The following is a 23,242-nucleotide window of genomic DNA, read 5'->3' on the forward strand; positions in this document are numbered from 1 at the left end:
GGTCTCAGCGTGCGGTGTCGGCCTCGGCCAGGTCGGGCGCCGGTGTCCGTTTGCGGAAAACGATCCAGCGCATCGCGCAGTACATGTACACGGCCTCGCACCCACCGGCCAGCAACCGCGCCACGTGGTACTGCACGCCGAGCGCGGTGAGACCCGAGCCGACGCCGAGGATGAACGCCAGGTAGTTCACCACGACCACAACCACATACACCGCCGCCTGCTTGCCCATCGGGGCGTGCGAGTGGAAGTTGAAGGTCCGATTCAGCAGGAAACTCAGGCCGAACGCGACGATATAGGCGCACGTGATGGACAACCACACCGGCAGATCGAAACCGTCGTGCAGCAGGGTGAGCAGCAGCAGATCGACGCCGAAGGTGAAGCTGTTGATGAGGGCGAAGCCGAGGAAGGTGGCGGGCACGTACCGGTCGAGTCCCCACGGCAACCGGGCGACAACGCCCTCGCACCAGCGGGTGAACCGGTCGGCGGCCGAATCGGTGACACTCGCCTGCTGCTCCACCCGGCCAGCCTGCCAGCGGCACATGACATCGAGGTGAGCAACGGGCAAACGCCCTGAACGCTAGCGGCCGACGGCCACGACCGGACCGCGCTCGAGCGCCGCCCACTCGGCGAGGCAACGGCGGCGGGTGAATTCGTCGGCCTCGGCCAGCAGCGCGTCACGCAGTACGCGCGGGTCGGCGGCCCACGAGCTCGCGATCTCGGCGAGCGCGCGCAGATCGAAAAGACCCGTCGACTCGAGCGCCGTCATCCAGTCGTCGTGGTCGCCCGCGTACACGCGACGCATCGCGTCGGCCTCGATATCGGCGCCGAGCAGCGCGCCGACCAGCTCGGCCCGGTCCCGAGGTTCCCTCATCATCCGATCCTCCCTGCGAAAAACAGTGCGGCACAACGACATCGCGTACGCGATGCGCAGGCGACGGAACAGGAAAACACGCCGGGCGCCCCGACAAATCACACCCTCCCCTGCATTGTGACCACTCGGACGCCGTATACACCAACCAGCCGCGCCGAATCACAATCATGCCCGCGCGGCCCTGTTCGGACGCACATCACATCTGGACGGTTGATCACCACGGTTCGGCTCTCCAACGATGCCGCCACCAGAGCGTGGTGATCGCATACTTGAGAGGGCCTGGTCGGGTTAGCGTTGGGAATGGACGATCGCCGGGTGGATCTGGATTCGCTGGTTTCGGAGGTTTCCGAGGGGGCTGTTGTAGTCGATGTCGATGTGATGGAGGGGTATCGGCAGGATTGGGCTCGTGATCCCGAGGCGGGAACGCCGGTCGCGGTGGTGCGGGCGCGCAGCACCGCCGATGTGGCGGCCACGCTGCGCTGGGCGCAGGCACGCGGGGTGCCGGTGGTGCCGCGCGGGGCAGGGTCGGGGCTCTCGGGTGGCGCGACGGCGGTGGACGGCGGGATCGTGCTGTCCACCGAATTGATGCGCGAGATCAACGTCGATCCCGTGACGCGCACAGCGGTGGTGCAGCCGGGTCTGCTCAATGCGGAGGTGAAGCGGGCCGTCGCGGCGGAAGGATTGTGGTATCCGCCGGATCCGTCGTCGTTCGAGATGTGCTCGATCGGTGGGAACGCGGCAACCAACGCGGGTGGGCTGTGCTGCGTGAAATACGGTGTGACCACCGATTACGTGCTCGGCATGGAGGTGGTGCTCGCCGACGGAACCGTGGTTCGGCTCGGTGGGCCTCGCCTGAAGGACTCGGCGGGGTTGTCGCTGACCAAGCTGTTCGTCGGCAGTGAGGGCACTCTCGGGGTCATCACGGAACTCACCTTGCGCCTGCTGCCCGCCCAACCGCCGCAGGCCACCGTGGTCGCCGGATTCGCCACGCTCACCGCCGCCACCGACGCGATCCTCGCGATCACCTCGGCGCTGCGGCCCGCGATGCTCGAGTTCATGGACACCGTCGCGATCAACGCCGTCGAGGACGAGATGCGGATGGGGTTGGATCGCACCGCCGCCGCACTGCTCGTCGCCCGGTCGGACGCACCGGGCGAGTACGCGACGCACGAAGCCCAGACGATGCTGGAGCTCTGCGAAAAGGCCGGGGCGACAGAGGTTTTCCACACCGCCGATCCCGAGGAAGGCGAAGCCTTCACCGCCGCGCGGCGGTTCGCGATTCCGGCGGTGGAACGGATCGGGGCGCTGCTGCTCGAGGATGTCGGTGTGCCGTTGCCCCGGCTCGGTGAGCTCATCACCGGCGTGGCCGCCATCGGGGAACGCAACGACGTGCTGGTCTCCGTCATCGCCCACGCGGGCGACGGCAACACCCACCCGCTGATCGTGCACGACCCCACCGACCCCGACAACACCGCTCGCGCCCACCGTGCTTTCGGCGAGATCATGGACCTGGCAATCACCCTCGGCGGCACCATCACCGGTGAGCACGGCGTGGGCAGGCTCAAGAAGGCGTGGCTGCCCAACCAGGTCGGCCCCGAGGTGATGGCCCTGACCCGCCGCATCAAGGACGCGCTCGACCCGGCGGGCATCCTCAACCCCGGCGCGGTCCTGTAGGAACATCCGCCGACCGCGACGGGTTAGCATCCGGTATGACCACCAGGCTCGAGCACAACGTCGCCGATACCCGCTACGAGATCTACCTCGACGATGTCCTCGCGGGATACGCCGACTACGCCGAACGCGAGGACACCAAGGTCCGCGACTTCCACCACACCATGACCTTCCCCGAGTTCCGGGGCCGCGGGGTCGCCGCCGACGTGGTCAAATACGGCCTCGACGACTCTCGGACCAACGGCTACCAGGTCGTGCCCACCTGCTGGTACGTCGAGAAGTACATCGCCGAGCACCCCGAATACGCCGAACTGGTCCCCTGAGCGCTCACGCGATCTCGCGGGCCAGTTGGTCCACGGCGATCTCGTAGACCCGCCGCAGCACCTCGAGCTCGGCGGTCTGGCTCTGCTCCGGCATCGAGGACAGCATCACCAGCGCGGACACCACGTACTTCCCGACCCTGGCGACAACGCGCTGCTGGGCGACCGGTGTCTGCACCGGCGGCGCACCATCGACGCGCGTCTCCTGATTCCCGTTCGTCCGGATGACAACGGCTTCCGTGGCCACCGTTTTCGGCGCCTCCACCGTCGACACGGCCATCTTCAAGGTGCGGTCCCCGGTCCGCGCCTCGACGTTCGCGCACCGCTGCACCAGGCCCGTCAAACCCGCCACCGCCGAGTCGGATTCGACGATCTGGACGAGGAACACCGCCGGGCTCGTATTCGAAGCCACCGACTCCCGCGCCCCCGCACCGATCGGATTCTCGATCAGCGGACGGCACGCCTCGTCGGTGAAGGTGAGCGGCAACGCCGTACCCGCCTCGGCGGCGGTGATACTGGCAGGCTTGCCCATCAGCGAATACCCGGCCGGATACTCGGCCAGCCGAGGCAACGATTTCAGCGCCACGATCCCCGGCGCCTCCTCGGCCGCACACCCGGCCAACGCCACCCCCACCCCCAACACCGCGACCCACCGAACCATCCGGTCACGTCGCACCACATCACCTCGAGACTCACCCGGCCGCATTCCCGGCCACTCGGGCGATCACGCTAGTGAACCGAGCTATCGACGGAGGGCTCCCCACCACGAGCTGTGCCGACTACCAAAAGACGCGTACTTCCTTCGGGTCCCTGCAACACGAAACCCCCGGCAGTAATCCTGCCGGGGGCGTTCGATGTCGGGATCAGCGCAGGAGCTGGCGGCTCATGACGAGGCGCTGGATCTGGTTGGTGCCCTCGTAGATCTGGGTGATCTTGGCGTCGCGCATCATGCGCTCCACCGGGAAGTCGGTGGTGTAGCCTGCGCCACCGAACAGCTGGACGGCGTTGGTGGTGACTTCCATGGCGACGTCCGAGGCGAAGCACTTGGCGGCGGCGGAGATGAAGCCGAGGTTCTTCTCGCCACGCTCGGCGCGGGCCGCGGAGGTGTAGACCATGAGGCGGGCGGCCTCGATCTTCATCGCCATGTCGGCGATCATGAACTGGGTGTTCTGGAAGTCGGCGATGGACTTGCCGAACTGCTTGCGGTCCTTGGTGTAGGCGATCGTGGCGTCGAGCGCGCCCTGGGCCAGGCCGACGGCCTGCGCGCCGATGGTCGGGCGGGTGTGGTCGAGGGTCTGCAGCGCGGTCTTGAAGCCGGTGCCGGGCTCGCCGATGATGCGGTCGCCGGGGATGCGGCAGTTCTCGAAGTACAGCTCGGCGGTCGGCGAACCCTTGATGCCGAGCTTGTGCTCGAGCGGGCCGACGACGAAGCCCTCGTCGTCCTTGTGCACCATGAACGCGGAGATGCCGTTGGCGCCCTTGTCGGCGTCGGTCACGGCCATCACGGTGTACCACTCGGACTTGCCGCCGTTGGTGATCCAGCACTTGGAGCCGTTGATGATCCAGTCGTCACCGTCGGCCTTGGCGCGGGTGCGCATGGAGGCGGCGTCGGAGCCGGCCTCACGCTCGGACAGACAGTACGAGGCCATCTTGCCCTCGACCAGGTCGCCGAGGACCTTCTGCTTCAGTTCCTCGGAGCCGTTGAGGATCAGGCCCATGGTGCCGAGCTTGTTGACGGCGGGGATCAGCGAGGAGGAACCGCAGACGCGGGCGACTTCCTCGATCACGATGCAGGTGGCGACCGAGTCGGCACCCTGGCCGCCGTAGGCCTCCGGCACGTGCACGGCGTTGAAGCCGGCGGCGTTGAGGGCGGTGAGCGCCTCCTCGGGGAACCGGGCGTTGCCGTCGACGTCCTTGGCGTAGGGCGCGATCTCCTTCTCGGCCAGGCCGCGGATGGCCTGCCGCAGCTCGTCGTGGAAGTCCTCGAGCTTGAACAGGTCGAAATCGGGGTTTCCAGCCATCGAAGGCACACTCCTGGTTCTGGTGGTTTTCGCTGCGCCTCGCACAGCGGGCTTACGTTCGGCACGCAGTGCCAATCCACAGAGATTATACCCGGGGCACTCTATCGCTACATGGGGATATGGGTGTGGCACCGAGTGTCACTGATGTGTGGTGTCGCGAGCCCGGTGGCTCACAGGTTACCGAGGCGCGCGGTGAGCCGGTCGGCCAGCTCGCGCGGCGGCATGTCGCGTGGAAACACCGCGACCACCAGCTCCTCCCCTTCCGCCGCGTCGCGCCTGCCACGGGGAATCAGCGCGAGTTCGGTCCGTAGATCGCTCACCGCCGCCCCCGGCTCGCCACGCACCATCCGCCGCAACAGGTAGTTGTGGGTGGCGGTCACCGCGGCCGTGAACTGGATACGCGCCAGATCCGGCGTCTCCGGCAGCCGTTCGCGCAGGAACTCGGTGAACAACCGCTCGTACCGGAACACGGTGACGATCTCGCGCTCCCGCAACGCGGGCACCCGCCGCACCACCTGATACCGCCGCGCCGCGATATCGCGCCACTGCGTGAACCGCTCGAACACCCCGATCACGGCCTCGCACACCGCATCCCACGGATCCCCCCGCACCTCGGCCAGAAACTCCTGTGCCGAAGCCAGCTGGAACTCGTGATCGGCGAAGATCACATCCTCTTTCGACCGGAACTGCCGAAAGAACGTCCGCCGGGAAATCCCCGCCGCCACCGCGATCTCGTCGACCGTCGTCGCCTCATACCCCCGCTCGGCAAACAACCGCAACGCCTGATCAACCACCGTCAGCCGAAACTGCGCCGCATCATCCTGTGCCACGGACGTCAACCGTAGTCACCATCGCCCGAGCGCCTCACCCGACGCCCACGCCCACTTGCTCGCGGGCGTCTCACTCACCGAACAGTTGGTCGACCGACGATACGTCCAGCGATCGCCGCAGCCACGTGGTCAGCTGTGCTTCGTCATCGCAGGCTCGAATCCGATCCGCTGCCGCATCAGAGACCGCGACCCCTCTGTGCTGCAGAATCATCAGCAGATCCTGGATGCGCCCCTCAGCGCGGCCCTGCTCCCTGAGCTTCTGCGCGGACTCGGAACGGAAGAACGAGAGATCGGCTGTCATGTACTTCCTCCAGGTCTCAGCGGCTTCGGTATGGGAGATACCCTGCTCGATCAATTCGACGTAGAACTCGGTCGCCTCGTTGCCGTCCATCCTGCGCAGAGCTGTGACGATCGCTTCCAGTATCGCACCGATGTCGTTCTCTCGGGCATGAGTCACCGCCGACAACGCGGCCAGAGGCAGATCCTGGGCCACCACGGCGGGATCGGTGATGGCGGGAACGTTGTGCGGGCCGAGCACAAGCGGGTGCAGGGTGATCGTGGTCCACGACGTGTGCCCGATCGCCATTGGAGCGTCGGCCCATCGTGCCGTCGAATGATCGTGGCAGACGACTACGAGGATGACCGGCAGCCGGTATTTGTTGCGCAGAAACGTGACGTAATACGACCACGCATCCGGCCGGGAATCATCGGGCGCCGACTGCGCCTCGACCACCATCAGAAACCGGTCGTCGACCGTTGTGATGTCGAGGACGGTGTCGGCACGCCGTTCGACCGGAGCGGTTTCGGTCAGATCCACGCAGACCTGCTCCACCGCAGTCGGTTTCGCGAACGGCAGATCCAAGACGACGAACGCGTGGGCAATTGCCGCGGCATCGTGCTGGAAGATCCGATGCATCGCTTCGTGCGATGAGGTCACCATGCGGTGAAGGTATGCGACGGTGAATCGTTGTGCGAAAATCGCGGCGGTTCACCGGAATTCGGCAATTCGGGCGGCCGGTCGCCGAGGGAGGCGACCGGCGTGGTCTCTCAGCCCAGGAGTTTGGTGCGCAGGGCTTCGTCTTTGGCGAGGACCATTTTTTCGAGGCCGGCTTGGAACTGTTCCATGCGGGTGCGCAGGGATTCGTCGGAGGAGGCGAGGATGCGGACGGCGAGGAGGCCTGCGTTGCGGGCGCCGCCGATGGAGACGGTGGCTACGGGGACGCCTGCGGGCATTTGGACGATGGAGAGGAGGGAGTCCATGCCGTCGAGGTATTTCAGGGGGACGGGGACGCCGATGACGGGGAGGGGGGTGGCGGAGGCGACCATGCCGGGGAGGTGGGCAGCGCCGCCCGCGCCCGCGATGATGACTTTCAGGCCGCGGCCTGCTGCTTCGCGGGCGTAGTCGAGCATGCGCTGGGGGGTGCGGTGGGCGGAGACGACGCCTACCTCGAAGCGGATACCGAACTCGGCGAGGGCCTCGGCGGCGGCTTCCATGGTCGGCCAGTCGGAGTCGCTGCCCATGATCAGGCCGACCTGGGGTCCGGTGGTGCTCATCTGATTCCTTTCGGCGGAGGTGCGGTGCGCGGGGTTGTCAGCGATTCACTCGCCGTGCGGGTCCCAACCATCGGTCCAGACCGCGTGCGACATCCAATGCGCGGCGCGCTCGGCCTGCTCGCGAACCTCGGCCACGTCGTCGCCGAGAATGTTGATGTGCCCGATCTTGCGGTCGGGCCGTTCACCCTTGCCGTAGAGGTGCACCTTTGCCTCGGGCATCCGGGCGAACAGGTGGTGCAGCCGTTCGTCCATCGACATCTCGGGTGCCTCGGCAGCGCCGAGAATGTTCGCCATCACCGTGACAGGCGCCAAGGGGGTGGTGTCACCTAGCGGGTAGTCGAGCACCGCACGCAGGTGCTGCTCGAACTGGCCGGTCCGCGCGCCGTCCATGCCCCAGTGCCCGGAGTTGTGCGGGCGCATGGCGAGCTCGTTGACCAGCAGTTCGCCGTCGTGCGTTTCGAACAGTTCGACCGCCATCACACCGACCACGCCGAGCCCGGCCGCCAGCTCCAGCGCCATCGTCTCCGCACGGGCGCCGGTGTCCTCTGGCAGGTCGGGGGCGGGCGCGATGACGACCGCGCACTGACCGTTGCGCTGCACGGTCTCAACGACCGGCCAGGTGGCCGCCTGCCCGAACGGCGAACGAGCGACCATCGCCGACAGCTCACGCTTGAGATCGACCTTCGCCTCGGCGAGCAGCTGCACACCGTGCGCGAGCTGGTCGGTGACCAGCGCCGTCGCCTCCTCGGCATCGGCGGGCATCCACACCCCGCGCCCGTCGTACCCGCCGCGCACGGCCTTGAGCACGAAGGGCCAGCCGTGCTCGTCACCGAATGCGACGGCGTCGGCGGGCGAGGTGACCTCGACGAACGCGGGCACCGGCAGACCCAGCGAGGACAGCTTGGTCCGCATCGCCAGCTTGTCCTGGGCGAAGATCAGCGCCTGCGGCGGCGGCGCCACATTCACGCCCTCGGCGACGAGCACGTCGAGGTGCTCGGTCGGCACGTGCTCGTGGTCGAAGGTGAGCGCGTGTGAGCCCTTGGCGGCCGTGCGCAGCGCGGACAGGTCGTCGTGGCTACCGAGCACGACATCGGGACTCACCTGGGCGGCGGGGTCGCCGGGGTTCTCGGCGAGCACCCGCAGACGCTGGCCGAGGGCGATCGCGGCCTGGTGCGTCATGCGCGCGAGCTGGCCCCCACCGACCATCGTGACGGTGGGCATGGCAGACGGATCGAACGAACGTGCAGTCACGTCGTGCAATGTTGTCATGTCGAATGCGAATCTTTGCTACCGGTACACTCGGAACTCGTGTCAATCGTCGACGACGTGGTCAGCGTCCTTCCCCCGCGCCTGCGCGAGCTCGCGCTCCGGCATAAAGAGCTGATCAAGTTCGCCATCGTCGGCGCGACGACGTTCGTGATCGACAGCGGCTTGTTCTACCTGCTCAAATGGACCGTTCTGTCGGAAAAGCCGGTCACCGCCAAGATCATTTCCGGCGTGGTCGCGGTGATCGCGTCCTATGTGCTCAACCGCGAATGGTCGTTCAAGAATCGCGGTGGCCGCGAGAAACATCACGAGGCATTGCTGTTCTTCGGTGTCAGCGGCATCGGCGTGGTGCTGAGCAATATCCCGCTGTGGATCTCGAGCTATGTGTTCGATCTGCGCCAGCCGAATGTGAGTTTCCTGACCGAGAACATCGCCGACTTCGTGAGCGCGTTCGTCATCGGCAATCTGCTGCAGATGGCGTTCCGGTTCTGGGCGATGCGCCGGTGGGTGTTCCCCGACGAGATGGACGAGATCGTCGCCGAACTGGAAGACCTCGTCGAGGAAGAACCGCTCGGCAAGAGCTGAGGTCAGCGCGGTTCCGTCAGGGTCGCGTTGGGCGAACGGTTGACCGTGGAACCGAGGAACACCGCGAACAACGCCGGACGCCGCCGCTGCAACTCCAGGCGACCACCGTCGGCCTCCACCAGCGCACGGGCCAGCGCCAACCCCACACCGGTCGATCCACCGGCCGAGAAACCACGGTCGAAGATGTGCGGGGCCATTTCGTCGCGAATGCCTTCGCCCTCGTCGGCCACCTCGACGCAGATCAGCGGGTCACGTGCGCTCATCGTCGGGACCGTGCGCACCGACACCGTGCAGGTGCCGCCGCCGTGCATGAGCGCGTTGTCGACCAGCACCGCGACCGCCTCACGCAACCGCGAACCGGTGATCGGCGCGCGCAGGGATTCGTCGCCGATCAGGCTCAGTTCGCGGCCCGCCTCGTGGAACGGGTGCGTCCATTCGGCGACCACACCCCGCAGCTCGGCCATCACCGGCACCGGGTCGCGGTCGGCGGCGTCCTCGGAGCGGGATGCGCGGACCAGGTCGTCGATGGCGTCGGTGAGGCGGTCGACCTGCGCCATCGCCTCCTCGGCCTCGTGCACGACCTCCGGATCGTTGTGGGTCGACAGCTCGTCCAAGCGCAGCCGCACGGCCGTCAGGCGGCTGCGCAGCTGGTGGGAAACGTCGGCGACCAGGGCGTGCTCACGTTGCAGACGGCCGGCGATCTCGACGGTCGCCGAGTCCAGCACATCGGAGACCCGGTCGAGTTCGGCGATGCCGTGCCTGCGGGGGTCGGGCCGGAAGTCGCCCATCGCCAACCGGGCCGCGCGGGCGGCCACGTCGCGCAGCGGATCGGCGACGCGGCGCGCGGTCACCACGGCCACCGAGAACGCCGCACCGAGTGAGGCGAGCACGGCAAGCGCCACCGCGGCGACGGCCTGCTCCTGGCGGGCGTGCATGGGTCCGGCGGGCACCTCGAGCCGCAACGACGCCGAAGTCCCCATCGACAGCGACTCCACCAGGGGATCGTCGATCTTCTCGGCACCGATGTCGGTACGCGCGGCATTGTCGGTCGGCGTGGGGTAGACGACGGTGAGCCTGCCGCCCTCGGGCACCAGCGCCCGGATGGCGCGCACGTCCAGCCCGTCGTGGACGTAACCGTCGACCTGTTCCTGGGCGATCACCTCGGCCGCGATGCGTTCCAGCCTGCTCTGCAGATCGTTGCGGGTGATGTCCTCCACCCAGAGCCAGGCGGTGTAGATCAGCGGTACGCCGAGCACCACCGTGGTGATGGTGAGGACGGTGAGAATCGAGCGCAGGATGCGACGACGCACGACCCGTCAGCTCCGGTGCGTGTCGGTGTTGAGGCGAAAGCCGACCCCGCGCACGGTGACGATGCGCCGCTCGGCCATCGGGCCCTCGTCGCCGATCTTGCGGCGCAGCCAGGACATGTGCATGTCGAGGGTCTTGGAACCGCGCAGGTCGGCATCGCCCCACACCTCGCGCAGGATCGTCTCGCGGCCGACCACCTGACCGGCCCGGTCGATGAGCACCTTGAGCAGCTCGTACTCCTTGTTGGCCAGGTTCACCTCGGCCCCGTTCACCAGCACGCGGCGCGCCGCCGGTTCGAGGCGGATGCCGCCGACCTCCACCGCGTCGTCACCGATTCCGCTGCGCCGCAACAGGGCTCGCACGCGGGCGAGCAGTTCGGCGAGGCGGAACGGTTTGCCGACGTAGTCGTCGGCGCCCGCGTCGAGCCCGACGACGAAGTCGACCTCGTCGGTGCGCGCGGTGAGCATCAGCACCGCGATGTCGGCGCCGCCCGCGCGTACCTGCCTGCACACCTCGAGCCCGTCCATTCCGGGCAGGCCGAGGTCGAGGATCAGCAGGTCGTGGTTGCCTTCGAGAGCGCGCCGCAGCACCGCGGGGCCGAAGCGTTCGACGGTGACGGTGTAGCCCTCACGCCCCAGTGCGCGCGACAGGGGTGCGGCGATCGCCTCGTCGTCCTCGGCCAGAAGTACTGCGGTCATGTGCCCAGGTTAAGTGGTCTGGACCCGCGGCTCACCGGTAGCCGCCACCCCAGTGCTGATCGGTCGGCGAGCGGCCCGCCTCGAAAACCTGGTGGTAGAGCAGCGAGTGCACCTGCTGCACCTGGGGGATGTCGTCGTATTCGAGCGGCTCCTCCGACGACGACCCGATGATCAGGGTGCCGGTGCCGAGCAGCCGGTCGAAGACGCCGTGACTGAACTGCACGCTGGAAATGCGGCTGAGCGGGATATCGATACCGGTGTGGGTGAGCACGCCCTCACGCACGAGCACCCGACGCTGGGTGACGATGAAATGCGTTGATTTCCAGGCGATCACCCGCGCGATCACCCGCCAGGCGATGATCCCGAACCAGATCAGGCCGATGAGCACCAGCAGCACGGTTCGCACGTGCCCGGTGGTGTTGCGCCAGGCCAGGCCGCCGAGGAAACCGGCGAGGGCGGTGGCGACGATGAGCGTGATGATCGGCCAGACCAGCATCTTCCAGTGCGGGTGGCGGTGCAGGATCAGCTGCTCGTCGGGCGCGAGGACATCCTCCGGGTAACCCATATGCGCACAGTACCGCGCGATGACGGTGCATTTCTCGATGCCACGGCGGAGGCGATACTGTGGTTTCCGCGCTAGAAGCCAGGTTTTGCCCATTTCTCCTTGCTCGACAACGACAGTGGAGGCTCGCGTGACCAAAGCTCTGACTCAGCTCGAAATCCTCACCGCTCTCGAACCCGTCGCCGAACAGAATCTGAACCGGCACCTGTCCATCGCCAAGGACTGGCACCCGCACGACTACGTGCCGTGGGACGAGGGTCGCAATTTCGCCGCGATGGGCGGAATCGATTGGGAGCCGGAACAATCCAAGCTCACCGATGTCGCCAAGGCGGCGATGATCACCAACCTGCTCACCGAGGACAACCTGCCCTCCTATCACCGGGAGATCGCCGAGAACTTCTCCCAGGACGGCGCCTGGGGCACCTGGGTCGGTCGCTGGACCGCCGAGGAGAACCGGCACGGCATCGTCATCCGCGACTATCTGGTCGTGACCCGAGGGGTCGACCCGGTCGCGCTGGAGAACGCCAGGATGATCCACATGACCCAGGGCGCACACGCACCGGCGAACTGGGGCGGGTTCCTCGTCAACGTCGCGTACGTGACGTTCCAGGAGCTGGCCACCCGGGTGAGCCACCGCAACACCGGCCGCGTCTGTGACGACGCCGTCGCCGACCGCATGCTCGCGCGCGTGGCCACCGACGAGAACCTGCACATGATCTTCTACCGCAACCTGTGCGCGGCCGCCCTCGACCTGGTCCCCGATCAGGCGATGCCCGCGATCACCAAGGTGCTCACCAATTTCCAGATGCCCGGCGCGGGCATGCCGAACTGGCGGCGCAACGGCGTGCTGATGGCCAAGCACGGCATCTACGACCTGCGCCAGCACCTCGACGAGGTGGTGCTGCCGGTGCTCAAGCAGTGGAACATCTTCGGCCGCGACGACTTCGGGCCACGCGGCGAGGCCGCCCGCGACGAGCTGGCGCAGTTCCTGGCCAAGCTGGAGAAGGACGTGCTGAAGTTCGAGGAGCAGCGCGACAGGCTGCTGGCGCGCGAGCGTGAGGTCGCCGAACGCAAGGGAACCGGCGTAGCGGCGCGCTGATCGGCAGCGACCGTTCGGTCAGGCGTCGTGACGACCACAGCGCCTGACCGGCGGCCGCGAACGCGTCGCGGTCAGTACTGCCCGCGCAGGTGGGTCACATCTCCCGCCGACACCGCTTCGTCGCCGATCAGCAGTCGCCCGGTGGCGTCTACCCCGGTGGCCACACCGGTGAGCACCTTCCCACCCGGCAGCTCTGCCCGGACGTTCACCCCGATGGTCGCGCAACGCTCGCGGTAGGCCGCCGCGAGTTCGTCGGTGGCCCACCCCGCCCGCTCCCAATCGGTGAACCGGCGGGCGAATTCGCTGAGGATCGCGGCGGCGAGCGCGGTGCGATCGGTGGTCTGCGCACCGGCCAACGCCAGCGAAGTCGCATGCGGCACAGGCAGTTCCGACTCGTCCAGGTCGACATTGAGGCCGACACCGACCACCACGGCGGGCGCGATGCCGGTGGCGGCGACCTCCGCGAGGATGCCCGCGAGCTTGCGGTTGTCGAGCAGAACGTCGTTGGGCCACTTCAACTCCGGCGAAAGACCCGCGACGCCACGCAGCGCGTCGACCACCGCGATGCCGGTGAGCAACGGCAACCAGCCGAGCGCCACCGGGTCGATACCGGGCAACCGGACCAGGATCGACAGCGAGATCTGGGCCCGCGGCGGACTCACCCACTCGCGCGCGTGTCGACCGCGACCCGCGACCTGCTCCTCGGCGAGCAGCGCCTGCCGGTCGACAGCGGGATCGGCCGCGCGGGCCACCAGATCGGCATTGGTCGAACCGGTCGATTCGACGACATCGATCCGGTCGAAGAACACCGGTGCCGGAGAGACGAGAGAGCTGCGCAGACGGTGCGCGTCGATCGGTGCCCTGTTCATTCCTGGCACGCTACCCGCCGCCGCGTGCTATGGGGCATCACCACACCTAGCTGCGGTTTCTGTACTGGCCGGTAGGCGCACTGCCGTAGTGCGGGGCGGTATCACTCGTTACACTCGCAACCCATGACGAGTGTCCAGCAGCAGCCCGCGTCGGAATCGGCGGGCGCCCCCGACATCCACACCACCGCCGGGAAGCTGGCTGATCTGCGGAATCGGCTGGAAGAAGCGCAACACCCGATGGGTGAGGCCGCCGTCGACAAGGTGCACGCCAAGGGCAAGATGACCGCCCGCGAGCGCATCCTCGCACTGGTCGACGAGGGCTCCTTCGTCGAACTCGACGCCCTGGCCAAGCACCGCAGCGTGAACTTCGGACTGGAGAACAACCGCCCCACCGGCGACGGCGTCGTCACCGGTTACGGCACCATCGACGGCCGCGACGTGTGCCTGTTCTCGCAGGACGTCACTGTCTTCGGTGGCTCCCTCGGCGAGGTCTACGGCGAGAAGATCGTCAAGGTGATGGACCTGGCGATCAAGACCGGTCGTCCGCTGGTCGGCATCAACGAGGGCGCGGGCGCGCGCATCCAGGAGGGCGTCGTCTCCCTCGGCCTCTACGGCGAGATCTTCCACCGCAACGTGCAGGCCTCCGGCGTGATCCCGCAGATCTCGCTGATCATGGGTGCCGCCGCCGGGGGGCACGTGTACTCCCCCGCGCTCACCGACTTCGTGGTGATGGTCGATCAGACCTCGCAGATGTTCGTCACCGGTCCCGACGTGATCAAGACCGTCACCGGCGAAGAGGTCAGCATGGAAGACCTCGGCGGCGCGCACACCCACATGGTGAAGTCCGGCGTCGCCCACTACGTGGCCTCCGGCGAGCAGGACGCGCTGGACTACGTCAAGGACCTGCTGAGCTACCTGCCGAGCAACAACCGCGCCGAGGCACCGCGCACCGAGCCGACCGACCCGATCTTCGGCGCCATCGAGGACTCGCTCACCGAGGAAGATCTCGAGCTCGACTCGATCATCCCGGATTCGCCGAACCAGCCCTACGACATGCACGAGGTGATCCGTCGTCTGCTCGACGACGACGAATTCCTCGAGGTGCAGGCCGAGCGCGCGATGAACATCATCGTCGGTTTCGGCCGGGTCGACGGGCGAAGCGTCGGCATCGTCGCCAACCAGCCCACCCAGTTCGCCGGCTGCCTCGACATCGACGCCTCGGAGAAGGCCGCGCGCTTCGTTCGCACCTGCGACGCGTTCAACATCCCGATCATCACGCTGGTCGACGTGCCCGGCTTCCTGCCAGGCACCGGCCAGGAATACAACGGCATCATCCGCCGCGGCGCCAAGCTGCTCTATGCCTACGGCGAGGCCACTGTGGGCAAGATCACGATCATCACCCGCAAGGCTTACGGCGGCGCCTACGACGTGATGGGTTCCAAGCACATGGGTGCCGATGTGAACCTCGCGTGGCCGACCGCGCAGATCGCCGTGATGGGCGCCTCGGGCGCCGTCGGGTTCGTCTACCGCAAACAGCTGGCAGAGGCCGCCCAGAACGGCGCCGACGTCGACGCTTTGCGCCTCGAGCTGCAGAACGAGTACGAGGACACCCTCGTGAACCCGTACGTGGCCGCCGAGCGTGGCTACGTCGACGCGGTCATCCCGCCGTCGCACACGCGAGGCCAGATCGTGTCGGCGCTGCGACTGCTCGAACGCAAAATGGTGACCCTTCCCCCCAAGAAACACGGCAACATTCCGCTCTGAAAACGCGATATTCCTCGTGTGCCGCGCACACTTGTTGGGGAAATCAACTATTGCCCGGTGCTGTTGTACCGGGAATGATCGCGGACACCGCGCCGTGAACCGAAGTACGCGCAGGAAGGATCTGGCACTGTGACCACTGTGGCAGAAGAAGACGTGCTGACCGCCGCCGAGCTCGAGCTCGCCGTCGAACCACTCGTCGACGAGGTCGAACTGTCTACCGGCACGCCGACCGAGGCCCCGGCGGAACCCGCCGGTGAGCCGCTGTTGCGCATTCTCAAGGGCTCGCCGACCGACGAGGACGTCGCCGCGCTGGTCGCGGTGTTCAGCGCCGCCGCCGCGAGCGCACCGGCGCCGACCGCTCCGCAGCCGGTCGACGGCTGGGGTCAGGCGACGCTGATGCACCGGGGTTCGTCCCCGTTCTCGCCGTACGTGTACCCGCTGCTGTCGCACCTGCGCTGAGGGTGACCCGGCTGGTCTTGGCCTCCGCGTCCCCCGCCCGGCTCGGGGTGCTCCGGACGGCGGGTATCGATCCCGTCGTCCGCGTCTCCGGCGTCGACGAGGACGCGGTCTCGGCCGCGCTTCCCGCTGATACCTCCGCCGAGGATGTCGTTGTCGCCCTGGCCCGTGCCAAGGCGCTCGACGTGGCGGGCTCCATTCCCGAACTCGCCGCCGACTGTGTCGTCGTCGGCTGCGATTCCATGCTGCTCGTCGACGGGCGGCTGCAAGGCAAACCGCACACCCCCGAGGTGGCGCGCGAGCGCTGGGCGAGCATGGCCGGGCGCAGCGCCGATCTGCTCACCGGCCACTGTGTGCTCCGCCTGCGCGACGGCGAGATCGTCGCCGAATCGGCCGAATGCAGTTCCACCACCGTGCATTTCGCCAAACCCGGCCCGGACGAACTCGAGGCCTACATCGCCACCGGCGAACCGCTTCAGGTGGCGGGCGCGTTCACGCTCGACGGTCTCGGCGGCTGGTTCGTCGACCGGATCGAGGGTGATCCGTCGAGTGTCATCGGGATCGGGCTACCACTGCTGCGCAGGCTGCTCGAAGACGTCGGCGTCGGTGTCACGCAACTGTGGCGGGACGCGCGGTCCTGACGGCGTGATCATGCGCTGAGCGGCCTGGTCCTCGCCGATCGCCGGCCGGGCGGGCCGCTCGCCGTGCTCCTCGGCCGCGTGCTCGACGGCTTCCGCACCGAGGGTGAGTTCGAGCCTGGCGTGGCACAGTTCCGGTTCGGTGAACGGGTGCAGCCGCACCTCCACCCGGCCGCGCGCACCGTTGCGTTCCAGCACTTCGCGCATCAGACCCACATGCACTCCGCACACCACTTCGGCGTGTGAGCGGGCCAGTTCGCGCAGCGGGCAGGCGGTGAGATTGATCCCGACGTGCTCGTCGGTCTCGCCGACCGGGTCCTTTTCCGGCGCGAAGCCGAGTTCCGACATCAGCGACATGGTGATGTCACGAGCGTCGGCGAGAGTTTCCACCTGGTGGGAGCCGATATCCATGCGACGGCCCCAGGCACGGCCCGCCTCGATGGCGGCGGCGGAGCGACTCAGCGGGTCGGGTCCGAGGTGGTCGGCGAGCACCTGGGCCAGTTCCTGATAGCCGACCGACCGCTGCACCGCGCGATAACCGATGCGAGGTCGGCCACGTCCGCGCGGGGGTTGCTGGAACTGGCGCACGAGCGATTCGCGGGTGAGAACGTCGAGGTGGAAACGGACGGTGGTGACGTGCTGTCCGGTGATGCGGGCCAGTTCCTGGGCATCGAGGGGCTCGGTGGCGCCACGTAGGATCGCGAGCAGTCGCCGTCGCGGCCATGAATCGGACATAGCTCACCCCTCCTCTCCAGAGACTTTATCGGACAGCTCTGCGCTTTATTCGCCCATTGCGTCGATTCGTGATGTGCCACCACAGACATACCATCGGCTACGGCCTCGACACTGCCGCACCCGCCCAACTCTCGCGTGAAGGACCACACTGTGCCCGTCGCCCCGGATCCGCACCCCGCCTACGGTTCCTACGCAGTCCCGCATCGATTGGTAACCACCGAATGGCTGTCCGCAAACATCGGGGTGCCCGGTGTGAAGGTCATCGAATCCAACGACGACATTCTTCTCTACGACATCGGACATGTGCCCGGCGCGGTCAAGATCGATTGGCGTGGTGATCTGAGCGACCCGGTGACCCGCGATTACATCGATGGCCACCGATTCACCGAACTGATGCGCGCCAAGGGTATCCGGCGCGAGGACACCGTGGTGATTTATGGCGATCGCGGCAATGCCCAAGCCGCGCACACCGCCTGGATCTTCACCCTGTTCGGCCACGAGGACGTGCGCCTGCTCGACGGCGGCCGCGACGCCTGGATCTCCGAGGAACGCGACACCACCTTCGAGACGCCCGTCCCCGAGCGCAGCGACTACCCCGCGGTCGAGCGTGACGATACGACCGCCCGCGCGTTCCGCGAGGAGGTCCTCGCCCGTCTGGGCCGCCCGCTCGTGGACGTGCGCTCGCCGCAGGAGTACGCGGGCGAGCCCGGCGGCGACAAGGAACCCGAAACGCAACGGGCGGGTCATGTGCCAACCGCCGTTAACATCCCGTGGACACTTGCCTGCTCACCCGATGGAAGATTCCGATCGCGCGCGGAACTCGACGAGGTCTACGGTGCCCTGCCCGCCGAGGATCTCGTGGTCTACAGCCGGGTCGGCGAACGCTCCAGCCACACCTGGTTCGTCCTGACCTTCCTGCTCGGCCGCAGGTCGGTGCGCAATTACGACGGTTCGTGGATCGAATGGGGCAACTCGGTTCGCCTGCCGATCGCCGCGGGCGACGAACCGGGCACCGTCGATCAGCGGAATTGAAACGGGTTCACAGGTCGGCGCGCCGCGTAGTGTGACCTACGACCTACTGAACAGTAGGGCTAGCCGAGTTCGGGGCGAATTGGCACACTGCCTACACTCGCCCGAGACGAAAGTTGTCGATACCGGGCGCGGGGCCCACACGGTGACCCGTCCGAAGCGACCAAAGATTGCACACAGGAGGCTCAGTGCCCAGCCATGCCAGCGCACGGATCACGAAGGTACTCGTAGCTAACCGCGGCGAGATCGCGGTCCGCGTGATCCGGGCTGCCAAGGACGCGGGGATCACCAGCGTCGCGGTGTACGCCGAGCCCGATGCCGACGCTCCCTTCGTGAAGCTCGCCGACGAGGCGTTCGCCCTCGGTGGCCAGACCTCGGCCGAGTCGTACCTCGTGTTCGACAAGATCCTCGACGCCGCCGCCAAGTCCGGCGCCGACGCGATCCACCCCGGTTACGGCTTCCTCTCCGAGAACGCCGACTTCGCCCAGGCCGTCATCGACGCCGGGCTGATCTGGATCGGTCCCTCGCCGCAGTCGATCCGCGACCTGGGTGACAAGGTCACCGCCCGCCACATCGCCGAGCGCGCGCAGGCCCCGATGGCCGCGGGCACCAAGGACCCGGTCAAGAACGCCGACGAGGTCGTCGCGTTCGCCAAGGAATACGGCGTCCCGGTCGCGATCAAGGCGGCCTTCGGTGGCGGTGGCCGCGGCATGAAGGTCGCCCACACCATCGAGGAGATCCCCGAGCTGTTCGAGTCGGCCACCCGTGAGGCCGTCGCCGCCTTCGGCCGTGGTGAGTGCTTCGTCGAGCAGTACCTGGACAAGGCCCGCCACGTCGAGGCCCAGGTCATCGCCGACCAGCACGGCAACGTCGTCGTCGCCGGTACCCGTGACTGCTCGCTGCAGCGCCGCTTCCAGAAGCTCGTCGAGGAGGCGCCCGCGCCGTTCCTGTCCGACGAGGTCCGCGCCAAGATCCACGACTCCGCCAAGCGCATCTGCCGCGAGGCCGGGTACTACGGCGCGGGCACCGTGGAGTACCTGGTGCAGGGCGAGACCGTGTCGTTCCTCGAGGTGAACACCCGCCTGCAGGTGGAGCACCCGGTCACCGAGGAGACCGCGGGTATCGACCTGGTGCGCCAGCAGTTCCGCATCGCCGAGGGCCACGAGCTCAGCATCACCGAGGATCCCGCCCCGCGTGGTCACTCGTTCGAGTTCCGCATCAACGGTGAGGACGCCGGTCGCGGCTTCCTGCCCGCCCCCGGACCGGTCAACGTGTACCGCGAGCCCTCGGGCCCCGGCGTGCGCGTGGATTCCGGTGTGGTGGCAGGCAGCGTCATCGGCGGCCAGTTCGACTCGATGCTGGCCAAGCTGATCGTCACCGGTGAGAACCGCGAGCAGGCGCTGCAGCGCGCCCGTCGCGCGCTGGCCGAGTACGAGGTCGAGGGCCTGGCCACGGTCATCCCGTTCCACCGCGCGATCGTCGAGGACCCGGCGTTCATCGGTGACGGCGAGAAGTTCGACGTCTACACCAAGTGGATCGAGAACGAGTGGAACAACACCGTCGAGCCGTACACCGGCGGCGGTGCCCCGGCCGACGACGACGAGGAACTGCCCCGGCAGAAGGTTGTCGTCGAGGTCGGTGGCCGTCGCGTCGAGGTGTCGCTGCCCGGTCAGTTCTCCCTCGGTGGCGGTGCCGCCGGTGCGGCCGGTAACGGTGTGGTCCGCAAGAAGCCCAAGCCGCGCAAGCGTGGTGGCGGCGGTGCCGGTGCCGCGTCCGGTGACGCGGTCACCGCGCCCATGCAGGGCACCGTGGTGAAGGTCGCCGTCGAAGAGGGTCAGACCGTCGAGGCAGGCGACCTGATCGTGGTGCTCGAGGCCATGAAGATGGAGAACCCGGTCAACGCGCACAAGGCCGGTGTGGTCACCGGGCTGGCCGTCGAGGCGGGTGCCGCCATCACCCAGGGCACCGTCCTGGCCGAGATCAAGTAAAAGGATCATTTCGCGAACGGACGCCGGTCTCTTGTAGACCGGCGTCCGTTCGCGTTCAGGGACGATTGCCCTGAGTGAACGGGCGGCGAAGATCGCGGTCGCGGCCGGGCGCCGCGTCCGTGGCCTGTCGTAATGTGGGTCGGGTGACCAGCAGTGCGCACATCGAACCGGATTCCGCAGCCACACCGGATCCGGTGCCGGTCGCGGAGGTGATTCGCGGCAGGCAGGCCGCCGGGCATCGCGACGACGGCCACCGTCTCGCCCTGGTGATCGAGGGTGGCGGCAGCCGAGGGGTGTATTCGAGCGGCATGGTGCAGGCGCTCGAGGAGCTCGGGCTGTCGGCGGTGTTCGATGCCGTGTACGGCACGTCGGCCGGGGCGATCAACGGGGCGTGGCTGCTGTGCGGGCGGGCAGCGTCGGGGATGCGGTCGTGGACGGATCGCACCATCATGCGGCGAGTGGTCGACCCGGTGCGGATCGTGCGCGGGCGACCGGTTTTCGATCTGCACTACCTGGTGCACCGGGTGTACGACGGGATCGAGCCGATGGACTTCCCGGCGATTCTCGCCAATCCGACCAGCTTCCATCCGATCGCCACCGATACCCGCACCGGGCAGCCGGTCGATCTCGCGCCGTTCATCGTCGACAAGCCGACGCTGCTCACGGCTCTGCGCGCGTCGGCGGGATTGCCGTTGCTCGCGGGCCCGCCGGTGGAGCTGGCCGGCCGCAGCTATTTCGACGGTGGTCTCTCCGAGACCGTGCCGATCCGAAGTGCCGTGAGCGCGGGCGCAACCCACGCCCTCGTCCTGCGCACGCGGCGAACCGGGGAACTACGTCCGCCCGCTCCCCTGGTGCACCGGGTGGTCGGCGGCGGATATCTGCGTGCGGTCGCGCCCGGCGCTTTCCGCGCGTGGTCGGCGCGACCCGGTCAGCAGGCGGTGGAGGACAGCTATCTCGCGGGCCTCGGTGACCGCGTACTGCAGGTGCATCCCCCTGCCGACGCCCCGCCGGTCGACAGCGCCGCCCGCGACACCACCCTGCTCACCCAGGCCCTCGACCTCGGCCGCGCCGCCGTCCACGCACTGCTCGGCGATCGGCCGAGCCCGGCCTGAGGCGACCCCCGGAACTCCGGGGCACCGGTTTTGCCGGATTTCCCAGTTCTGCTCGCTCCCTTAGCGTCTCACCGGCGAGGGCATGATGCAGAGGAGACCGGGATGGGTACGCAGGTGCTGGCTCGACCGTCGGTGGAGTCCGCCGGTCATGAGGAGCCGGAGGAGCGGGGATGGCATCCGGCCGTCCGGGTACTGTTCCGGTTCACGTTCGTCACCGTCGGAATCGGGATGGCCGGTGCGTGGCTGCTGCACGCGCTGTTACGCACTCTCGGCCTACCGCAGCAGGTGGTGGCCGAGATCGGCAAATGGACTGCGCTGCATCCGCTCACGGACTGGGTGGGCGCCCGGCTGTTCGATGTCCGGGTCGACTACACGGTCACCGGTAGTGGTGACACAGCCGCCAAGTGGATCAGCGTCTTCACCCTGATCCTGGTAGCGGTTCCGGTGACCGCGCTGTGGTCGGTACTCGACCGGCATCGCCCCGATTATGCCCGTCTGTACGGCTGGTTCCGGTTGCTGGTGCGGTTCACGCTGGTGAGCGCGCTGATGCTGTACGGGATGATCAAGCTGATGCCGACGCAGATGTCGTTCAATCTGGAGCGGCTGGTCGAACCGTTCGGGCACATGAGCCCGATGGCCGTGCTGTGGGCGCAGTCGTCGCTGTCGGAACCGTACGAGATGGCGCTCGGGGCGGCCGAGGTGACGGCGGCGGTGCTGCTGATCCTGCCGCTCACCGCCGGGCTCGGGTCGGTGCTCGCGGTGATCGTCGCGTTGCAGGTGGTCTTGATGAACCTCACCTTCGATGTGCCGGTGAAGCTGTTCGCCCTCCAATTGCTGCTGTACGCACTGCTTCTCGCGGCACCTGATCTCGCACGTCTGGTCCGGGCGCTGCTCGGCCGTGCTGTCGAACCGAGCCCGCCGACCACCCTGCTCACCTCACCGCGCGGCAACCGCTTGATGCTCGGCGCTCAGGCAGTGCTCGGCCTGTGGTTCCTCGTGGCCACGGCGGTCGAGGCCTACGACGGCTGGCACACCTACGGCAATGCCCGGCCGAAGTCGCCGCTCTACGGAATCTGGAATGTCACCGAGTATTCGGTCGACGGCGAGCAGGTGCCCGCGCTGGTCGACTTCGACGCACCGGCAACCGGCCTGCCGAACGCGACCGAACGGTTCCGCCGCATCATCTTCGACATCCCGCAGGGCATGACGGCCCAGCGCCTCGACGATTCGCTGGTGTCCTTCCCCGCCCGCGTCGACACCGGCAAGCAGACCGTCACCTTGTCCAAGGACACCAACCACCAGTGGACCATCGCGTCCTTCACTTACCTTCGCCCACAGGAGAATCAGCTGATCCTCGAGGGCAAGCTCGGCGGCCGCCAGGTGCGGATGCGGCTCGACCAGGTCGACCTCGACCAGTTCCCCGTCGTCTCGCGCGGTTTCCACTGGGTTCAGGCCACGCCGTACTACCGGTGACGCCCCGGCTAGGCTCGGCCCGTGGAACCGATCGAGATCAACGCAGGCTCCTGGTACCTGCGTGCCCTGCGCGCCGACGAACGGATCGATGACCGGCCCGCGCTCGCCGAAGCAGGCATCGTCGACCCCGATTACATCGCCCGCCGCGACAGCGGGTGGGTGGACGAATCGCATCTGTCGTGGGCGGTGTGCGTGCCGACCACGGCGGAGATGATCGCCGAGATCGGCGTCACCCCCGACGCGGACGGCACCGCCCTGATCACCGGCTGGGCGCGCGACGGATTCGCCGACGCCCTGGCCACCGGCGTCGAATCGGTGACCCGTTTCGTCGCAGGCGCCCTCGCCCTCACGCCGCGGCTCAGCCCCGAATTGGGCTAAGCCGCAGGTGCTGGG

The 23,242-nt window shown here is 67.7% G+C and carries 25 protein-coding genes; 12 read left to right on the forward strand and 13 right to left on the reverse strand.

Going from position 1 to position 23,242, the window contains the following annotated elements; genetic code table 11:
* Positions 1–4 precede the first annotated feature (4 nt).
* Positions 5–541, reverse strand: a complete 537-nt coding sequence (locus AB0I19_RS10170) for a GtrA family protein (protein ID WP_357147716.1) — start codon at positions 539–541, stop codon at positions 5–7.
* Positions 542–577: 36 nt separating this feature from the next.
* Positions 578–871, reverse strand: coding sequence for a hypothetical protein (locus AB0I19_RS10175; RefSeq protein WP_067490675.1), 294 nt, complete (start codon positions 869–871; stop codon positions 578–580).
* A gap of 300 nt (positions 872–1,171) precedes the next feature.
* On the opposite strand from AB0I19_RS10175, the gene AB0I19_RS10180 reads away from it, so the two are divergent.
* Together AB0I19_RS10180 and AB0I19_RS10185 are read left to right on the forward strand one after the other, a co-directional pair.
* Positions 1,172–2,545 carry an FAD-linked oxidase C-terminal domain-containing protein gene (locus tag AB0I19_RS10180; protein WP_357146901.1) on the forward strand — a complete coding sequence of 458 codons (1,374 nt, stop codon included), beginning with the start codon at positions 1,172–1,174 and terminating at the stop codon, positions 2,543–2,545.
* Positions 2,546–2,580: 35 nt separating this feature from the next.
* On the forward strand, positions 2,581–2,865 hold the full coding sequence (locus AB0I19_RS10185) for a GNAT family N-acetyltransferase (protein ID WP_067490634.1): 285 nt from the start codon (positions 2,581–2,583) through the stop codon (positions 2,863–2,865).
* Between the two features lie 4 nt (positions 2,866–2,869).
* Here AB0I19_RS10185 and AB0I19_RS10190 read toward each other — a convergent pair whose 3' ends face one another.
* From AB0I19_RS10190 to AB0I19_RS10215, 6 genes are all read right to left on the reverse strand, one after another.
* Positions 2,870–3,538, reverse strand: coding sequence for a hypothetical protein (locus AB0I19_RS10190; RefSeq protein WP_357146904.1), 669 nt, complete (start codon positions 3,536–3,538; stop codon positions 2,870–2,872).
* A gap of 187 nt (positions 3,539–3,725) precedes the next feature.
* Positions 3,726–4,883: an acyl-CoA dehydrogenase gene (locus tag AB0I19_RS10195; RefSeq protein WP_067641442.1), complete on the reverse strand. Its 1,158-nt coding sequence runs from the start codon at positions 4,881–4,883 to the stop codon at positions 3,726–3,728.
* A gap of 170 nt (positions 4,884–5,053) precedes the next feature.
* The gene (locus AB0I19_RS10200) at positions 5,054–5,713 is read right to left on the reverse strand and encodes a TetR family transcriptional regulator (protein ID WP_357146907.1); all 660 of its coding nucleotides are present in this window, start codon (positions 5,711–5,713) and stop codon (positions 5,054–5,056) included.
* Positions 5,714–5,783: 70 nt separating this feature from the next.
* Entirely contained in the window at positions 5,784–6,653 is an 870-nt protein-coding gene (locus AB0I19_RS10205) for a hypothetical protein (protein ID WP_357146910.1), read from the reverse strand.
* 107 nt (positions 6,654–6,760) lie between these two features.
* Positions 6,761–7,267, reverse strand: coding sequence for a 5-(carboxyamino)imidazole ribonucleotide mutase (gene purE / locus AB0I19_RS10210; RefSeq protein ID WP_067641439.1), 507 nt, complete (start codon positions 7,265–7,267; stop codon positions 6,761–6,763).
* A gap of 45 nt (positions 7,268–7,312) precedes the next feature.
* A complete protein-coding gene (locus AB0I19_RS10215; protein WP_225282071.1) occupies positions 7,313–8,536 on the reverse strand; it encodes a 5-(carboxyamino)imidazole ribonucleotide synthase in 1,224 nt (407 codons plus the stop codon).
* A gap of 39 nt (positions 8,537–8,575) precedes the next feature.
* On the opposite strand from AB0I19_RS10215, the gene AB0I19_RS10220 reads away from it, so the two are divergent.
* Positions 8,576–9,118 (forward strand): GtrA family protein, encoded by a 543-nt coding sequence (locus AB0I19_RS10220; protein ID WP_357146913.1) that lies wholly within the window; start codon positions 8,576–8,578, stop codon positions 9,116–9,118.
* Between the two features lie 2 nt (positions 9,119–9,120).
* Here AB0I19_RS10220 and AB0I19_RS10225 read toward each other — a convergent pair whose 3' ends face one another.
* From AB0I19_RS10225 to AB0I19_RS10235, 3 genes are read right to left on the reverse strand one after another with little or no spacing between them, the layout of a single operon-like run.
* Entirely contained in the window at positions 9,121–10,428 is a 1,308-nt protein-coding gene (locus AB0I19_RS10225) for a HAMP domain-containing sensor histidine kinase (protein ID WP_357146916.1), read from the reverse strand.
* 6 nt (positions 10,429–10,434) lie between these two features.
* Positions 10,435–11,124, reverse strand: a complete 690-nt coding sequence (locus AB0I19_RS10230; protein ID WP_067490653.1) for a response regulator transcription factor — start codon at positions 11,122–11,124, stop codon at positions 10,435–10,437.
* Positions 11,125–11,155: 31 nt separating this feature from the next.
* Positions 11,156–11,689 (reverse strand): PH domain-containing protein, encoded by a 534-nt coding sequence (locus AB0I19_RS10235; protein ID WP_067490654.1) that lies wholly within the window; start codon positions 11,687–11,689, stop codon positions 11,156–11,158.
* A gap of 127 nt (positions 11,690–11,816) precedes the next feature.
* On the opposite strand from AB0I19_RS10235, the gene AB0I19_RS10240 reads away from it, so the two are divergent.
* The gene (locus AB0I19_RS10240; RefSeq protein ID WP_357146919.1) at positions 11,817–12,785 is read left to right on the forward strand and encodes an acyl-ACP desaturase; all 969 of its coding nucleotides are present in this window, start codon (positions 11,817–11,819) and stop codon (positions 12,783–12,785) included.
* A 71-nt stretch (positions 12,786–12,856) separates the two neighbouring features.
* On the opposite strand, the gene AB0I19_RS10245 is transcribed toward AB0I19_RS10240, so the two are convergent.
* Positions 12,857–13,654, reverse strand: a complete 798-nt coding sequence (locus tag AB0I19_RS10245) for a biotin--[acetyl-CoA-carboxylase] ligase (protein WP_357146921.1) — start codon at positions 13,652–13,654, stop codon at positions 12,857–12,859.
* 123 nt (positions 13,655–13,777) lie between these two features.
* Between AB0I19_RS10245 and AB0I19_RS10250 the strand changes: the two genes are divergently transcribed.
* The 3 genes from AB0I19_RS10250 to AB0I19_RS10260 all read left to right on the forward strand — a co-directional run bounded on the left by AB0I19_RS10250 (position 13,778) and on the right by AB0I19_RS10260 (position 16,515).
* Positions 13,778–15,418 carry an acyl-CoA carboxylase subunit beta gene (locus AB0I19_RS10250; protein WP_357146923.1) on the forward strand — a complete coding sequence of 547 codons (1,641 nt, stop codon included), beginning with the start codon at positions 13,778–13,780 and terminating at the stop codon, positions 15,416–15,418.
* 129 nt (positions 15,419–15,547) lie between these two features.
* On the forward strand, positions 15,548–15,877 hold the full coding sequence (locus AB0I19_RS10255) for an acyl-CoA carboxylase epsilon subunit (RefSeq protein ID WP_357146926.1): 330 nt from the start codon (positions 15,548–15,550) through the stop codon (positions 15,875–15,877).
* Between the two features lie 2 nt (positions 15,878–15,879).
* Entirely contained in the window at positions 15,880–16,515 is a 636-nt protein-coding gene (locus tag AB0I19_RS10260) for a nucleoside triphosphate pyrophosphatase (protein ID WP_357146929.1), read from the forward strand.
* Here the strand turns inward: AB0I19_RS10260 and AB0I19_RS10265 are convergent.
* Positions 16,441–17,247 carry a helix-turn-helix domain-containing protein gene (locus tag AB0I19_RS10265; RefSeq protein ID WP_067490694.1) on the reverse strand — a complete coding sequence of 269 codons (807 nt, stop codon included), beginning with the start codon at positions 17,245–17,247 and terminating at the stop codon, positions 16,441–16,443. The genes AB0I19_RS10260 and AB0I19_RS10265 overlap by 75 nt on opposite strands.
* A gap of 150 nt (positions 17,248–17,397) precedes the next feature.
* Here AB0I19_RS10265 and AB0I19_RS10270 point away from each other — a divergent pair, with 150 nt between their 5' ends.
* From AB0I19_RS10270 to AB0I19_RS10290, 5 genes are all read left to right on the forward strand, one after another.
* The gene (locus AB0I19_RS10270) at positions 17,398–18,279 is read left to right on the forward strand and encodes a sulfurtransferase (protein ID WP_357146933.1); all 882 of its coding nucleotides are present in this window, start codon (positions 17,398–17,400) and stop codon (positions 18,277–18,279) included.
* Positions 18,280–18,464: 185 nt separating this feature from the next.
* Positions 18,465–20,264 carry an acetyl/propionyl/methylcrotonyl-CoA carboxylase subunit alpha gene (locus AB0I19_RS10275; protein WP_067490697.1) on the forward strand — a complete coding sequence of 600 codons (1,800 nt, stop codon included), beginning with the start codon at positions 18,465–18,467 and terminating at the stop codon, positions 20,262–20,264.
* A gap of 143 nt (positions 20,265–20,407) precedes the next feature.
* Positions 20,408–21,376, forward strand: coding sequence for a patatin family protein (locus tag AB0I19_RS10280; RefSeq protein ID WP_357146936.1), 969 nt, complete (start codon positions 20,408–20,410; stop codon positions 21,374–21,376).
* 102 nt (positions 21,377–21,478) lie between these two features.
* Complete coding sequence (locus AB0I19_RS10285) at positions 21,479–22,849, forward strand: DoxX family protein (RefSeq protein WP_357146939.1); 1,371 nt, start codon at positions 21,479–21,481, stop codon at positions 22,847–22,849.
* A gap of 21 nt (positions 22,850–22,870) precedes the next feature.
* Positions 22,871–23,227: a hypothetical protein gene (locus AB0I19_RS10290; RefSeq protein WP_357146941.1), complete on the forward strand. Its 357-nt coding sequence runs from the start codon at positions 22,871–22,873 to the stop codon at positions 23,225–23,227.
* The last annotated feature ends 15 nt before the right edge of the window (positions 23,228–23,242 follow it).

Source organism: Nocardia sp. NPDC050413 (genome assembly GCF_040655475.1).
Taxonomy (GTDB): Bacteria; Actinomycetota; Actinomycetes; order Mycobacteriales; family Mycobacteriaceae; genus Nocardia; species Nocardia coubleae.

Bases quoted from the DNA above. Each gene is read 5' to 3' on its own strand.
- AB0I19_RS10170 (WP_357147716.1), bottom strand. From the start codon at position 541: ATGTGCCGCTGGCAGGCTGGCCGGGTGGAGCAGCAGGCGAGTGTCACC.
- AB0I19_RS10175 (WP_067490675.1), bottom strand. From the start codon at position 871: ATGAGGGAACCTCGGGACCGGGCCGAGCTGGTCGGCGCGCTGCTCGGC.
- AB0I19_RS10180 (WP_357146901.1), top strand. From the start codon at position 1,172: ATGGACGATCGCCGGGTGGATCTGGATTCGCTGGTTTCGGAGGTTTCC.
- AB0I19_RS10185 (WP_067490634.1), top strand. From the start codon at position 2,581: ATGACCACCAGGCTCGAGCACAACGTCGCCGATACCCGCTACGAGATC.
- AB0I19_RS10195 (WP_067641442.1), bottom strand. From the start codon at position 4,883: ATGGCTGGAAACCCCGATTTCGACCTGTTCAAGCTCGAGGACTTCCAC.
- AB0I19_RS10205 (WP_357146910.1), bottom strand. From the start codon at position 6,653: ATGGTGACCTCATCGCACGAAGCGATGCATCGGATCTTCCAGCACGAT.
- purE (WP_067641439.1), bottom strand. From the start codon at position 7,267: ATGAGCACCACCGGACCCCAGGTCGGCCTGATCATGGGCAGCGACTCC.
- AB0I19_RS10215 (WP_225282071.1), bottom strand. From the start codon at position 8,536: ATGACAACATTGCACGACGTGACTGCACGTTCGTTCGATCCGTCTGCC.
- AB0I19_RS10230 (WP_067490653.1), bottom strand. From the start codon at position 11,124: ATGACCGCAGTACTTCTGGCCGAGGACGACGAGGCGATCGCCGCACCC.
- AB0I19_RS10235 (WP_067490654.1), bottom strand. From the start codon at position 11,689: ATGGGTTACCCGGAGGATGTCCTCGCGCCCGACGAGCAGCTGATCCTG.
- AB0I19_RS10245 (WP_357146921.1), bottom strand. From the start codon at position 13,654: ATGAACAGGGCACCGATCGACGCGCACCGTCTGCGCAGCTCTCTCGTC.
- AB0I19_RS10250 (WP_357146923.1), top strand. From the start codon at position 13,778: ATGACGAGTGTCCAGCAGCAGCCCGCGTCGGAATCGGCGGGCGCCCCC.
- AB0I19_RS10265 (WP_067490694.1), bottom strand. From the start codon at position 17,247: ATGTCCGATTCATGGCCGCGACGGCGACTGCTCGCGATCCTACGTGGC.
- AB0I19_RS10285 (WP_357146939.1), top strand. From the start codon at position 21,479: ATGGGTACGCAGGTGCTGGCTCGACCGTCGGTGGAGTCCGCCGGTCAT.